This is a genomic window from Pedobacter polysacchareus, assembly GCF_019802255.1.
Lineage (GTDB): Bacteria > Bacteroidota > Bacteroidia > Sphingobacteriales > Sphingobacteriaceae > Pedobacter > Pedobacter polysacchareus.
This window is the reverse complement of record NZ_JAHYSS010000004.1, coordinates 188,883-203,735: the sequence shown is the minus strand read 5'-3', so window position 1 is coordinate 203,735 and position 14,853 is coordinate 188,883. Positions and strand designations below refer to the sequence as shown.

At 40.8% G+C, this 14,853-nt stretch carries 12 protein-coding genes; 7 read left to right on the top strand and 5 right to left on the bottom strand.

The window, feature by feature from the left end; all coding sequences use genetic code 11:
* Positions 1–54: 54 nt before the first annotated feature.
* From secA to K7X70_RS12020, 3 genes are all read right to left on the bottom strand, one after another.
* Entirely contained in the window at positions 55–3,366 is a 3,312-nt protein-coding gene (secA, locus tag K7X70_RS12030) for a preprotein translocase subunit SecA (protein ID WP_222537337.1), read from the bottom strand.
* 218 nt (positions 3,367–3,584) lie between these two features.
* A complete protein-coding gene (locus K7X70_RS12025) occupies positions 3,585–4,235 on the bottom strand; it encodes a hypothetical protein (protein WP_222537336.1) in 651 nt (216 codons plus the stop codon).
* Positions 4,236–4,239: 4 nt separating this feature from the next.
* Positions 4,240–4,701 (bottom strand): RNA polymerase sigma factor, encoded by a 462-nt coding sequence (locus tag K7X70_RS12020; protein ID WP_255607120.1) that lies wholly within the window; start codon positions 4,699–4,701, stop codon positions 4,240–4,242.
* Positions 4,702–4,958: 257 nt separating this feature from the next.
* Here K7X70_RS12020 and purD point away from each other — a divergent pair, with 257 nt between their 5' ends.
* Complete coding sequence (purD, locus tag K7X70_RS12015; protein WP_222537334.1) at positions 4,959–6,230, top strand: phosphoribosylamine--glycine ligase; 1,272 nt, start codon at positions 4,959–4,961, stop codon at positions 6,228–6,230.
* A 98-nt stretch (positions 6,231–6,328) separates the two neighbouring features.
* Here the strand turns inward: purD and K7X70_RS12010 are convergent, their stop codons facing one another.
* Together K7X70_RS12010 and K7X70_RS12005 are read right to left on the bottom strand one after the other, a co-directional pair.
* A complete protein-coding gene (locus K7X70_RS12010; protein ID WP_222537333.1) occupies positions 6,329–7,336 on the bottom strand; it encodes a lipid A deacylase in 1,008 nt (335 codons plus the stop codon).
* A 92-nt stretch (positions 7,337–7,428) separates the two neighbouring features.
* Positions 7,429–8,280, bottom strand: coding sequence for a DUF6266 family protein (locus K7X70_RS12005; RefSeq protein ID WP_222537332.1), 852 nt, complete (start codon positions 8,278–8,280; stop codon positions 7,429–7,431).
* Between the two features lie 499 nt (positions 8,281–8,779).
* On the opposite strand from K7X70_RS12005, the gene K7X70_RS12000 reads away from it, so the two are divergent.
* Genes K7X70_RS12000 through K7X70_RS11975 form a run of 6 tightly spaced genes read left to right on the top strand, consistent with a single transcriptional unit; the run spans position 8,780 to position 14,828 of the window.
* Entirely contained in the window at positions 8,780–10,504 is a 1,725-nt protein-coding gene (locus K7X70_RS12000) for an HAD-IIIC family phosphatase (RefSeq protein ID WP_222537331.1), read from the top strand.
* Between the two features lie 12 nt (positions 10,505–10,516).
* Positions 10,517–10,753: an acyl carrier protein gene (locus K7X70_RS11995; RefSeq protein ID WP_062550625.1), complete on the top strand. Its 237-nt coding sequence runs from the start codon at positions 10,517–10,519 to the stop codon at positions 10,751–10,753.
* 25 nt (positions 10,754–10,778) lie between these two features.
* Positions 10,779–11,186 (top strand): VOC family protein, encoded by a 408-nt coding sequence (locus tag K7X70_RS11990; RefSeq protein WP_222537330.1) that lies wholly within the window; start codon positions 10,779–10,781, stop codon positions 11,184–11,186.
* A gap of 2 nt (positions 11,187–11,188) precedes the next feature.
* Complete coding sequence (locus K7X70_RS11985) at positions 11,189–12,643, top strand: MBOAT family O-acyltransferase (protein WP_222537329.1); 1,455 nt, start codon at positions 11,189–11,191, stop codon at positions 12,641–12,643.
* Positions 12,644–12,648: 5 nt separating this feature from the next.
* Positions 12,649–13,557, top strand: coding sequence for an SGNH/GDSL hydrolase family protein (locus K7X70_RS11980; protein ID WP_222537328.1), 909 nt, complete (start codon positions 12,649–12,651; stop codon positions 13,555–13,557).
* A gap of 2 nt (positions 13,558–13,559) precedes the next feature.
* Entirely contained in the window at positions 13,560–14,828 is a 1,269-nt protein-coding gene (locus K7X70_RS11975; RefSeq protein WP_222537327.1) for a sialate O-acetylesterase, read from the top strand.
* Positions 14,829–14,853: the final 25 nt, after the last annotated feature.

The window sequence follows — 14,853 nt, the reverse complement described above, 5'->3', positions numbered from 1 at the left end:
AAGAATGCCGAATTTTTTGTTACAAAAATCGGCATTCTAAATGTGTATTACAAATTACAATCCTGCGCCGTGGCAGTTTTTGAATTTCTTACCGCTTCCGCAAGGGCACATATCATTTCTGCCTACCGTCACTTCTTTACGGATGGGCTGCTGTGGTGCGGCTTCACGAGTATCTTCCATAGTCATTGGTTCATGACCAACTGAAATTTCAAAATCCGGTTTTGACATTTTCAATTTGCTCGGAGCAGGTCTTGGTGCCTGAGCTTCTCTAACGTCATTAGGATCTGTTTCAATTGGAATACCACCTTTATATAAGAAACTAACTACTTCTTTATTTACCGCATTCAACATGTTTTTAAACAAGTTAAAGGCTTCCATTTTGTAAATGATCAGTGGATCTTTTTGCTCGTATACCGCATTTTGAACCGACTGTTTCAACTCGTCCATTTCACGCAAGTGTTCTTTCCATGATTCATCGATCAAGGCCAGTACAATTGTTTTTTCGAATGATTTAGTCACCTCACGACCATGGTTGTCGATTGCTTTTTTCAAATTAACCGGCACCTGGATGCTGCGAATACCATCTGTAAACGGAACAATGATTTGCTCAATGTGTTCTCCACGCTCTTCGAATACCTGATTCAATACTGGCATGGCCTGCTGGATAATGCCTTCAGATTTTCTAGCATAGAATGCCGTTACTTCTTCAAACAATTTATCAGTCAGGTGGTGAATATTTCTTGCACTGAATTCTGCTTCATCAATAGTCGTATCTGCAGAGAAGTTTTTGATCACTTCCAGTTTGAAACCTTCGTAATTTCCTTCTTCTTTATATTCCGTAACAATGTCTTCAGCTACGTCGAAAGTCATGTTGTTCATGTCCACGTCTAAACGCTCACCGAACAATGCATTTTTACGTTTTGCATAAATTACAGTACGCTGTGAGTTCATCACATCATCATACTCTAATAGACGCTTACGGATACCAAAGTTGTTTTCTTCTACTTTCTTCTGTGCACGCTCAATAGATTTGGTGATCATCGAATGCTGAATCACTTCACCATCTTCGATGCCCATTTTTACCATGATGTTAGAGATTCTTTCAGAACCAAATAACCTCATTAAGTTATCTTCAAGAGATACGAAGAACTGAGAAGAACCTGGATCACCCTGACGACCTGCACGACCACGTAGCTGTCTGTCTACACGACGAGACTCATGACGTTCTGTACCTACGATAGCCAAACCACCTGCTTCTTTAACACCAGCACCTAGCTTAATATCCGTACCACGACCAGCCATGTTGGTTGCAATCGTTACCTGTCCAGCCTGACCTGCTTCAGCTACGATATCCGCCTCTCTCTGGTGCATCTTCGCGTTCAACACATTGTGTTTAATTCCACGAAGTTTCAGCATTCTGCTCAATAACTCAGAAATCTCAACTGAAGTTGTACCTACCAATACCGGGCGGCCTGCTTCTGTTAATTTAACAATCTCTTCTGCTACTGCATTGTATTTTTCACGAACCGTACGGTAAACATAATCCTGGTGGTCAATTCTAGAGATCACTCTGTTGGTAGGGATTTCCACTACATCCAGTTTATAGATCGACCAGAACTCACCAGCTTCAGTAGTTGCTGTACCTGTCATACCACAAAGTTTATGGTACATACGGAAGAAGTTTTGAAGGGTTACTGTTGCATAAGTCTGTGAAGCATCTTCTACTTTCACATTTTCTTTTGCTTCAATCGCCTGGTGTAAACCGTCAGAATAACGACGGCCATCCATAATACGACCAGTTTGCTCGTCAACAATTTTGATCTTTCCTTCATCGATGATGTATTCCACATCAATCTCAAATAAAGTATAAGCTTTCAGCAATTGGTTTACCGAGTGAATTCTTTCTGCTTTAATCGAGTAATCGCGCATCAGGGCATCCTTCTGTGCAATCTTCTCTTCATTCGTCAGGTTAGATTTTTCAATCTCAGCGATCTCTGTACCTACATCCGGCAATACGAAGAAATGCGCATCCTCACCAGATTTGGTGATCAGCTCAATACCTTTTTCAGTCAGCTCTACCTGGTTGTTTTTCTCATCAATATAGAAGTACAATTCCGAATCTACTTTCGGCATGTTCTTCGACTGATCAGCCATGTAATGATTTTCAGTTTTCAATAAGGTTTGTTTAACACTACCCTCACTTAAAAACTTGATCAATGCTTTATTTTTAGGCAAACCACGGTGTGCACGTAATAGCGCTAAACCACCTTCACCTTCTTCGGTTCCGGCCTTACCATCATTAATTAATTTTTTAGCTTCATTTAAAGCCTTAGTTACATATTCTCTTTGTGCAGCTACCAATCTTTCGATCCTTGGTTTCAGCTCATGGAATTCATGCTGATCTCCAAAAGGAACCGGACCTGAAATGATCAAAGGTGTACGGGCATCATCAATTAAAACTGAATCGACCTCATCCACCATCGCGAAATGCAATTTACGCTGCACCAGCTGGTCTGGCGTTTGCGACATATTGTCACGCAGGTAATCAAAACCAAATTCATTGTTGGTACCATAAGTAATGTCAGCAAGGTAAGCATCACGACGCTCCTGAGAGTTTGGCTCATGCTTATCAATACAATCTACTTTAATCCCATGGAATTCAAATAATGGACCATTCCACTCCGAGTCACGTCGTGCCAGGTAATCATTCACAGTTACAATGTGAACACCTTTTCCAGCAAGCGCATTCAGGTAAGCAGGTAATGTACTTACTAAAGTTTTACCCTCACCCGTAGCCATCTCAGAGATTTTACCACTGTGTAATACCATACCACCGATCAACTGAACATCGTAATGTACCATGTTCCATTTCACCAATGTACCGGCAGCATCCCATGAATTTGCCCAGAAAGCTTTATCGCCTTCAATGGTTACATTGTTTCTGCGTACCGCATAATCTCTGTCGTGCTGACTGGCAGTTACCTCTAGGCGCTCATTTTCTGAGAAACGTCTGGAAGTCTCTTTAACCACGGCAAATGCCTGTGGCAATATATCTAGTAATACTACTTCTAATTCTTTATCACGTTCTTTAATCAGCTCATCGATCTGATCATATAAGGCCGTTTTTGCTGCTAAAGACAAATCCTGACTTTCACCATCGGCTTTTAAGCCACTGATTTTTCCATCAATCTCCGCTAAAGCCTGTGCAATCACATCCTTAAAATAAACCGTTTTGTTACGCAACTCATCATTGCTCAGTACAGAAAGCTTCGAATACTCTTCGTTGATTTTGATAACGATAGGCTGTAATGCCTTGATATCTCTTTCCGATTTGCTTCCAAATACTTTGGTTAAAAATCCTAACATCTTTTATGTTTGTGTTTATTGTTTATTAATATTGAAAAACGTACAAATTACAACAACCAAGCCATATCAAACAATAAGTCAGAATGGCAGTCATTGGGCGCTAAAATTACAAAATATCCTGTACTTTGCTTTAGCATCGTGATTTTATTTAAAAATCTTTAACAATTTAACAGTGGTTAAGAGAAAAGCTGTTAAAAACCTATAAAAGAGGACAGTAATCAGACTTGATCTTCTCTCAATTCTGCAGTCAATTCACGCAGCGCTTTCAACTCCTGCTTTACCTGCTTCAAACTGTAATGTCCCCCTACTTTAGACCAACGCAACTTTTGCAGAAAAAATTGTCCTAAACACATGATGAACGCCAAAATGACTAACATTTCATAAGTATCCAAAATACCCCATACGAGTCCCTGACTGGCTATATTTTCAGACAATTTCAAAGAAGGAAGTACAATGAGAAAGGTACCCAATGCGAGGACAACAAGTACGACAACCGTCCGCATGGCCAGCACATAATGACTCACCATCTCCTCCAGGTGATGCAGAACATTTTGTTCATGATCAATCTTTCGCATCCTCAGCCAGGCCAGGCCAAGTACAAATAAAGCAAGGAACAACGCGCCAAGCCTTATCATCACCCGCTGGTTAAACAATTCCCCATGATCAGATGACCAGCCCAATAAGCAGGAAACCACCACATAAAAACTGCAAAACAAAATCCCATTGACATAAAACTTCCTGATTTTTGAAGTCATCGTTTCAGATCTTTTACTGATCATTCCTCTGATTACATCCGGGTTCAGTGGTGAAACAGGACTCATTTTTTCCTGCTGTGCTATCCAGGCTCCTTTTAGCTCTTCTAAATTCATCCCCTTATGCTTTAATTATCTTTTCCAACTTCTGCTTGATTCTGCTGATTTTCACCCCAACATTTGTTTTTGTCATTCCAGTGATGTCTGCAATTTCCTGATAGTTCTTTTCTTCGAAATATAACAGAATGACCGCTTTTTCAATTTTCGTCAACTGCCCGACAGCAAGTTTCAACATGCCCAGCTGGTCTTCCTGATCTGAAAAAATGCAGCCATCAGGAATTTCAAATTCAGCGGCGGAAATGCTACTGCTGGCAGGGATTTTACGCTCCTTCCTAAAATTGCTAATCGCTGTATTCAGGGCAATGCGGTACATCCAGGTACTCTCCTGCGCCTCCTGTCTAAAAGATGGAAAAGATTTCCATAGCTGTAAAACGATTTCCTGGAAAAGATCTTTCTGATCCTCCTTTTCCAGGCCATACATGCTACAGACCTTATATACAATCCCAGCATGTTTGTTTATCATTTCGATAAAAGCTTTTTCCATCATTGATTGGTTTGTAGAGTAAGTCGGCTTAAAGGGCCCGAAAATTACAATAATTAAAAAAATAAATGCCCCCCTGCTTCCGGAGATCATTCGGCTTAGAAATGAGACATCCTTACCTCTTTAATTTTAATATTCAAGTTAAACTGTGATAATTTCCCTAAAGCGGTATATTTGCCGGTAAGAACCGGGCAGGTACCCGATCCACCTACACAATTCAAACAAAAAACCATACATAGATGAATATCTTACTATTAGGTTCCGGCGGCAGAGAAAGTGCATTAGCCTGGAAAATGAGCCAATCTTCTCAATGTTCTCAACTGTTTATTGCACCAGGCAACGGTGGTACCGGCGCTTACGGAAAAAATATCAGCCTGAATCCTAATGATTTTGAAGCCGTAAAAGCTTTTGCATTAAAAGAAGCCATTGAACTTTTAGTAGTTGGTCCGGAAGAACCTTTGGTAAATGGGATCCATGATTTCTTTGCGAATGACTCGGAAGTATCGCACATCCCGGTAATCGGTCCTAAAAAAGAAGGCGCCATCCTGGAAGGAAGTAAAGATTTTTCTAAACAATTTATGGCACGCCATGGCATCCCAACCCCAGGATCAAGATCTTTCAGCAATGAAAGCCTGGAAGAAGGATTAAACTACCTGGCTTCACATGCCCTTCCAATTGTATTAAAAGCAGATGGTTTAGCTGCAGGTAAAGGCGTGTTAATCCTGGATACGATCGAAGAAGCACAATCAGAATTAAAATTGATGCTGGGTGGTAAATTTGGCAATGCTGGAAGTACGGTAGTGGTAGAAGAATTCCTAACCGGAATAGAGCTGTCGGTCTTTGTATTGACAGATGGTGAAAACTATGTGATCTTACCTGAAGCGAAAGACTATAAAAAAATCGGACAGGCAGATACTGGCCTGAACACCGGCGGAATGGGTTCTGTATCTCCAGTTCCTTTCGCAGATGAAGCTTTCTTAAATAAAGTAGAGCAGAAAATCATCATTCCTACCATTAATGGTTTAAAGAAAGACAAAATTAATTATACCGGCTTTATCTTCTTTGGTTTATTCAAAGTTGGTGATGAGCCCTTAATTATAGAGTACAATTGCAGAATGGGTGATCCGGAAACGGAAAGCGTGATCCCACGTATCGAAAACGATCTGGTAGAGCTTTTCATGGCAACTGCTCAAAAGAAATTAAAAGATTATAAATTAACCATCAGCCCTAAAAATGCAGCAACCGTAATGATCGTTGCAGGTGGCTATCCTGGTGATTACGAAAAAGGTAAGACCATTACTGGTATTGATAACGTGCGCAATTCTCATGTGTTCCATGCAGGTACCAGCTTAGAAGGAGGTGTTGTGAAAACCAACGGAGGTAGAGTACTTGCAGTAACTAGCCTGCAGGACAGCCAGTTTGACGCTTTACAATGCGCCACAGGCGATGCAGCACGCATTTACTTCGATGGAAAATACTTTAGAGAAGATATTGGATTTGATTTAGTATAAGTTTGATTCCACATAAAAAAAGGGTTTGTTCTAAGAACAAACCCTTTTTTTATGTTAATGAATTCACAGCATAGACTGTTGTTCATCCTCATTGAGGACTATTTCCTTTTCAGAGATTTACTTCCAAAAAGATTATACCTTAATCCAAATGCCTGCTGACTATCTACTACGCCATCCACAAAATGGAAAGATAAGACCAGTTTAGCTTCCAGGTTTTTATAAACGATCGGACGCCAGGTCAAATCCATTCTGTTGTAAGTTTTAGCGGTATAGAACTTATCGCCCATAATCAGGTGATGCCCTTCTCCTTTATAAAAGGAATTGACGATCCCAAACTTATGGTACTCCATATTCAATTCCAGCAACATGCCTTTAGGTGTTTTCCAGCCACCAACCGTACGAATACGTTCAAATGAAATCAATCCGCCAGCACTCAGCGTCAAAGAATCCAGGAAAGTCTTTTTAGAAAGGTCCAATCCAACTTTTACACTTGCCGCACCATTGTCTTCCACATGGTCGTTAGGAATAGGAATACCTGGCCCTGCATTGTGCAGCATCATCGCATGATGAGATACAAAGAACAAATCCTTTTTATAGGTACCGGAAAAACCGAAGATAAAATTCTCTCTTGCGGTTGCCGTTTGTCTGCTGGTCCAATCAATGAAAATAATTTGTTTCCAATTTTCATTCTCATACTTCACCAACATCCCTTCAATATTAGGACGGTAGTAACTTAAGGTGTCATTTAATATGGCACGCGGGAAATCGGAGATCAATCCCTGTCTTGGAAAAGCGCCCAGATAAAAATCCCAGTCCTTTTTCATGTACTGGTAATAAGCTACCGGTGCAATACTGGTGGTAAATTTTGGCGATCCAAATTCATGAAACGCATTAAACCCAATTCTGATTCTGTGGGTGCTATCCACCAGCAAACCTACTTCAGGAGAAACGCGCATTCCAAAAATAGTTTCAGAAAAGCGATTTGATCTGGAGTATTCTCTGTTATCAGCAAAGCCATGGAAGTTTAAATTACCTTCCAATTCTTGGGCATAAATATCCGTGGCCGTAAATAGTACAGCAAAAATGAGTAGTAAACGAATCCGCATAGGTTGTTTTTAGGGTTCAAATCGTTAACATAAAACGACGCCCAAAATTAATATATAATTCCACTATCCGGCAATTAAAAATAAGGCTAAAATTAGCCTGGTTTTGTTTGTCGGGATCGCCACTGATCCACTAAAACAAAGTATTCTGTTTCTAAGTTTCGAAAAGCTTTACCACCGACTCGCTCTTCTGGTTTCAACTTCATTTGCGCCTTATATTGTGCATTAATCTGCTCAAAACGTAGATTTAACTTTAAATCTGCAGCCTGTGCTTTTTCCCTGATTTCTTTGATTTTTGGATTTTCATAAGTGCCATTCAGATTGCCCAGATAAACCGTATCAGAAACGGAATCATGGTTTGCAGCTCTTAAAAACAAGTACACCTCCATAGACTGGCTCAATTCGTATTCACATAGCGGCAAAAAAGCAGTGCCATCTTTTCTCTTCGCAAAATTCAGTTCAATCTGTTTTTTCCCTGTTGCCGGAAAACAAACGGCCAGCTGCAAAGTATCGTCATACTGGACTCCTGTACCATAAGAATAAGCAGGATCCCAGCTGATTTGTAGTCCAGCTGCTGTTTTCTTCATACGGAGGCCTTTCGGATTGAGCAAAGTACCTTTACTGAGCTGCACTTTCTCATAATCAATGCTGATGTTCGGGTATGTACCCTGCAAGGCATTCTTCTTAATCTGAGAAACAGCCAGATTATGTTGATTTCTAATCGTCCCACGGGTTTCGAGTTCGAAACCATTTTTGATAAAGTCATTCAGATGGCTCAAGAAACGGGTAGTCACCGCCATAGACTGGTGATTTGCCTGTTGCTTTAAACTCGGTTTTCCAGGTTTCCCAATACCTCGCATCACTGGTTGCCCATTCAGCTCATAATAAACTACTCTCCCAATTTTACCACTTGGCCATCCATGAAGACCATTTTTTCCCTTTGCCATAATACGATTCCCTTTATATGTAAATAATTTGAATAACCTACAACAAGATAATTGCATAATAGTTTCAAGTCTCCTGCACAGTTCCCTTAGTATAGAATCATACTCCATACAATTAGCATGAAAGAAGAATTCATGTAATTCATCGGAAAGGGCTTTTAGTTGAACAAAATAGCTGTGCAGCAAAATAGCCCTTGGAAGGCCATAAAGCCGGCTAAGGCCCCAGCAACCCAGTCCTAAAAGCCATTGAAAATAGAAAGAACAAGAATCCCTTTCAAAGCTATACTCAGTAGTTTTTTCCCTCATTTAACCAAACCTCTCCCCGAATCTCCCCAGCCCAACTCCAGCTCACAGCACAGCAACACTGTTCCAGTAAGTTAGCGAAACTTTCATCTGCTCTTAGTTAGAAAAAATAGCTATTTTCGCAAAAACAATTATTAGGTTTGGGTAGCTTATTCACTGAAATAGAAACCCCGTACTTTAGCATTCTTTTTATACCTATATGATATCTTTTAAAGAACTTAAACGCAATTTAAAAAAAGACAGTACAGCGCTCCCAACCCGGAAAGTTGCACTTCTTGGCGATGCCGCTACTCAATTCCTGGCAGTAGCCATCCAAGGAATGGGCTATGAAAGAAACTATAATATTGATTTATTCGAAGCAGAATACAACCAGATTGAGCGTCAGATATTAGATCCAACATCGGATTTTTATGACTTTGCCGCCGATTACTCCGTTGTATTTCAATCTACCCATAAACTGCTGGAAAAATATAGTACCTCAGCCACTGCGGAACAGATAAACCTTGCCGACGATCGTCTGGATTTTATCCGAATGCTCTGCAATTCCGTTTCAGGTCGCATTATCTATTATAACTATCCTGAAATTGAAGATACCGTTTTTGGCAGTTATGCCACAAAAGTCCCATCCTCTTTTACCTTTCAAGTTCGTAAACTGAATTTTGAACTGATGAAAATTGCACAGGAATATCCGAACTTCTTCATCTGTGACATCGCAGGATTGCAAAATAAATTCGGACGCGACCAGATGTTCAATAGCCATGTGTATGTGAGTACAGAAATGGTGCTGAGCCTCGACATCCTTCCTTATGTTGCTTCCCGGACACTGGATATTTTATGCGCTGTAGAAGGAAAGTTTAAGAAATGTCTCGTACTCGACCTTGACAATACCACCTGGGGTGGAATCGTTGGTGATGATGGATGGGAAAACATTCAGGTAGGCCATGGCCTGGGCATCGGCAAAGCATTTACCGAATTCCAGCAATGGGTTAAAAAACTTAAAAATCGTGGGATCATCATCTGCGTTTGCAGTAAAAACGACGAAGATAAGGCAAGAGCTCCTTTTGAACTCAATCCGGAGATGGTGCTGAAAATAGATGATATCGCCGTATTTGTAGCCAATTGGGATAATAAAGCAGATAACATCCGACTGATTCAAAGCATTCTTAATATCGGATTTGACTCCATGGTATTCCTGGACGACAATCCTTTTGAACGCAATATGGTGCGGGAAAACGTACCAGACATTACCGTCCCTGAGCTTCCTGAAGATCCGGGCGAATACCTGGAATACCTGTATTCCCTAAACCTTTTTGAAACCGCTTCCTACTCTAATGCAGATGCCGAAAGAACACAGCAATATCAGGTAGAACACCAGCGCGCTTCGCTATTGAAAACATTTACCAATGAAGCAGACTTCCTGAAATCATTGGACATGGTGTCGGAAGTGAAAAACTTTGATTCTTTCAATAAAGTCCGTGTGGCACAATTATCGCAAAGGAGCAACCAGTTTAACCTCCGCACAGTTCGCTATACGGAGGCCGAAATTGAAGCTTTAGGAAAAGATGATCAATATGCCAGTTTCTCTTTTGACTTGTCCGACAAGTTTGGAGATAACGGGCTGATTTGTGTCATCATCCTGAAGAAAGAAGATGCGGAAACACTGTTTATTGACACTTGGTTTATGAGCTGCAGAGTGCTGAAACGCGGCATGGAAGATTTTACTTTAAGCAGGCTGGTTGCTTATGCTAAAGAAAACGGCTTCAAACGCATCGTTGGGGAGTACCTGCCAACGGCAAAAAACCAAATGGTAGAAGCACATTATCCAAAACTTGGCTTCCAGAAATTGGAAGGCACTGCAGAATTGCAGTTTGAGCTGGATGTAGACCAATACCAAAGCAAAGAATTTTATATTAGCCACAAATAAAAAACACGAATAATGGAACGTAATGAGATTTTAGGAAAAGTGCAGGAAATTTTCCGCGACGTATTGGATAACGAAGAAATTGTATTGACTCCTGAAACCACTGCCGATGATGTAGAAGATTGGGATTCATTGACACACATTCAATTGATTGTAGGTATTGAGAAAGAAATGAAAATCAAGTTTACCTCTAAAGAGATCCTTTCCTGGAAAAATGTTTCGGAAATGATCGATTGTATTGCCAGTAAATAATTAAACGCCTAGCAAAAAAACAACGGTGCTCAAAGATTCTAACTTTCATCATATTGGCTATGTTACCGACAGCATAGCCAATACTTCCGACTTCTATTTACAGACTGGCTATGAGGCCACTGAAATCATTGAAGACGAAATTCAACGGGTTCACATCTGTTTCCTGAACAAAACAGGCTTTCCAAGAATAGAACTCATCCAGCCTATTGATGAGCTTTCTTCGGTTAATAAAATTTTAAAGAAAACCGGTGTTGCCCCCTATCATGTCTGCTATGAAGTTGCAGATATTCATCTGGCTTACGACGAGCTGGTGGAAACATTGGGATTTATCCCCTTATTCCGCCCTGTAGAAGCCATTGCATTAGAAAACAGACTCATCTGCTACCTCTATAAAAAAGAGGTCGGATTTATAGAATTGGTAAATAAAGATTAATAATGGTCGTAAATTCTATCAACTTCTTAATATTTTTCGTGGTCGTTTTTGCCGTTTACTTTTTTCCCTTAAAAGGTAAAGCTGCTGCGCAAAATATTTGGCTGCTCCTGGCCAGTTATTTCTTTTATGGTTTCGCAGAATGGAAAATGATCCCATTGCTGCTCGGCGCAACACTCGTATTCTACGGATTAGGCAGGGCCATCGGAAAATACAGAGCACACAATGAAAAGTTAACCTCCATCCTCAGTACGGTTGGTGTTTCCCTCGGAATTGGCTTATTGCTCTATTTCAAATACCTGAACTTTTTCATCAAGTCCTTCAGCGACTTTTTCAATGCCATCGGCCTTCAGACCCACTGGAGTACCTTTAATATCCTGATGCCTTTGGGAATCAGCTTTTTCACCTTTAAACTCATCAGTTATCTTATAGAGATCCACCGCGGTCATATCGAACCCGCCAGGAACTTTGTAGATTTCGCAACTTATATCTCGTTTTTCCCAACGATCCTTTCCGGCCCTATTGACCGCCCGAAATCTTTTCTGGCGCAATTGTCTGTTGGACGGGTATTGGATTACGACCTGGCCTCTATCGGCTTAAAAAGAATTTTTTGGGGAATGTTCATGAAGATGTGCGTCGCAGACCGCTTAGCGATTTATGTGGATGCCATATTCGACAATTCTATTCACCATAACGGAACTTCCCTGGCTTTTGCTTCCCTGCTTTATCCCATCCAGATGTACGCCGACTTTGCCGGTTATTCTGAAATGGCGATCGGTGTAGGCTGCTTGCTAGGATTGAAAATTACGGAAAACTTTAAACGTCCGTTCTTCTCGCAAAATATTGCCGAATACTGGCGCAAATGGCACATCTCCCTTACCGGATGGCTGACCGATTACGTATTCATGCCTTTAAATATCCGCTTTAGAAATTTTGAAAAATGGGGTTCTATTTTCGCCATCATCATCACTTTTGTCCTCATTGGACTGTGGCATGGTGCAGACTGGACTTTCGCCATTTTTGGCTTGTACCATGGCTTATTATACATTCCACTCATGCTCTCCGGGGCCTTCTTTAAAAAGAGTAAAATCAAAAAGAATGAAAGCGGTTTACCGAATTTCAGCAGTACAATGAAGATGCTGGGCACCTTTTTGTTGGTGGCCCTCGGACTCATCCTATTCAGGTCTACCAGTCTGGGAGAAGCCGGAAATATCATGTTTAAAATCGCTACAGATTGGGGCGCTTTATTCTTTGATTTCAACACGCTGAGCAATGGTTTACTCTGTCTGTTTATTCTGTTCTGCAAGGATTTCAGAGATGAATTTTTCCCGGCTAAACAAGCTTTTAAAACCGGTTTTATCAATAAATACCGTTATGAGCTTACCATATCCGCTTATATCCTGTTAATTCTGTTTTTCGGTATACTCGATGGCAATCAGTTCATCTATTTTAAATTTTAATGGAGATGAAAAAGTTCTTACAAAGATTACTCATTATTATTGTCATCACATTTGTTGCCGACAGGGCATTGTCTTATGTGGTCAATATTTTTTATAAAACGACCACCACTACCAACGAGCATAAATTGATTGCGGTGACCTACAAAATGACCGACCCAGTCGTATTTATGGGCAGCTCCCGGGCACATCACCATTATGTGCCATCCATCATTAGTGATACCCTGAAAAAGGGCGTTTACAATGCCGGATTATGGGGAATGCGCAACATTTATTTTCAATATGGCCTGCTCAGCAATATCCTGGAAAGATATACACCGGAAACGATCTGCCTGGAAATACACCCTACTGATTATCTGGAAACACCGTTCTCTACCACAGAAGCGGTAGGCCCGCTTACCCCATTTATCGGTTACAGCCCAGGTTGTGATACCGTACTAAAGCAGGCTGGATTCTATTACAAAGGAGAGGTATCCCATTTATACCGCTATAACGGTGAGTTTGCGAACCTCCTGGCCGGTAACCTTAGTAAACGTACTTCAGATGCTGATAAAGGCTATAAAGCCTTATATGGCAAATTAGACACTGCCATTGTAGCTGTTAAACCAGAGAAATTTCCTTTTCCAGTCAGTAAGGATAAATTGAAATACCTGCAGGCTTTTATTGATAAATGCAAAGAGAAGAAAATCCAGCTGATCCTGATTTATTCACCAATGTATGCTGTAGAAAAAACGAATTTATTCCAGGTGCCGGATAGCATTGCTAAAAAGAACAATATTCCTTTTATCAACAACTATCAGCAAGCAGGAATTACTGGTGATTCTCATAATTTCTTTGACTTTGGTCACCTCAATGATGAGGGTGCTAAAAAATATTCTGCCCTGATTGCTTCTGAATTGAAACCATATATTAAATAACCATGAAACAGCGCTTCTCCTTCCTCCTCCTGCTAGCAGTACTGGCCTTTACTGGCTGCCAAACCAAAACTTCGGAAAAAAAGACTGTTCTGGCCATCCCTGTTTATGGACAGAGTTTAGCATTGGGAGAAGAAGCCATCAGAATTACGGATTTTGATACTTTGGCTGCCACAACAAACCATACCGTGCTCACTGAGAATCTGGATGAAAACTTCGGATACCTTTCAGAAACCCCATTTAAACAATGGGTAAAAAAAGTAGTAAACGACCGTCACCGAGCATTTGAACTCTCGGTATATGGCATGGCTGAGGTTGTATCGGCACATTTAAAAGAGAAAGGTTATGGGGATAGTCTGCTGATCTCTACCTTTCCCGGCGGACAAGGTGCTTCCGGCATTGCCGAAATCGGCAAAGGCACGAAAGCCTATAAAAAATTCCTGGATGAAATCGAAGGCGCTTATCAAAAGGCACAGGACAATGGCTGGAATTTTATAGTTCCTGCTTTCTGCTGGATGCAAGGCGAAGACGACATCGTGTGGGTAAAATCTAAAAATTATAAAAAGGACCTTAAGCAGTTTCAAATAGACTTTAACAGAGATGTAAAAGCCATTACAAAACAACGTCAGGATGTAGTTTGCATCAGCTACCAAACCAATTGTCTGACACTTTCAAAAGATTTCAATGAGAACCATTTCAACAGTAGAGAGATGGGTATTCCGCAAGGGCAATTAGATTTAATTCGCGAAGACAGCCTGTTTATGGGCAGTGGTCCAACCTATCCTTATTCCTTTGTAGACGATCGCGTACATATTGATGGCCTTTCTCAAAAAAGGCTGGGTTATTTAACTGGCTTATCTGTGATCCGACTGCTGGAATCTAAACCAAATACCGGTCTGCTGCCTACTGATTTTAAAGTTTCAGGAAATACCGTATTCGTTAAATTTAATGTTCCTGCACCTCCATTGGTCCTGGATACTACCGCAGTAAAATATGCGGCCAACTATGGCTTTAGCGTCATTAACTCCAAAAATGAAAACATCTTACAGCAGGTGACCTTAAAAGACAATTTACTAAAACTTCAATGTAAGGAATCTCCTTCAGGGGCAAAAGTGAGGTACGCCGTAAATGGAATGAAGGAAAAAAGCGGTTTTAAACAAGGTCCAAGAGGGAATCTCCGGGACTCACAGGGAACAGCATTCACTGCAACAATTCTTAAAAAATCTTACCCGCTGCACAATTGGGCATACCAATTTGATGAACTAGTCGATTAATACCTGATCGGAATATTAGAAGGTG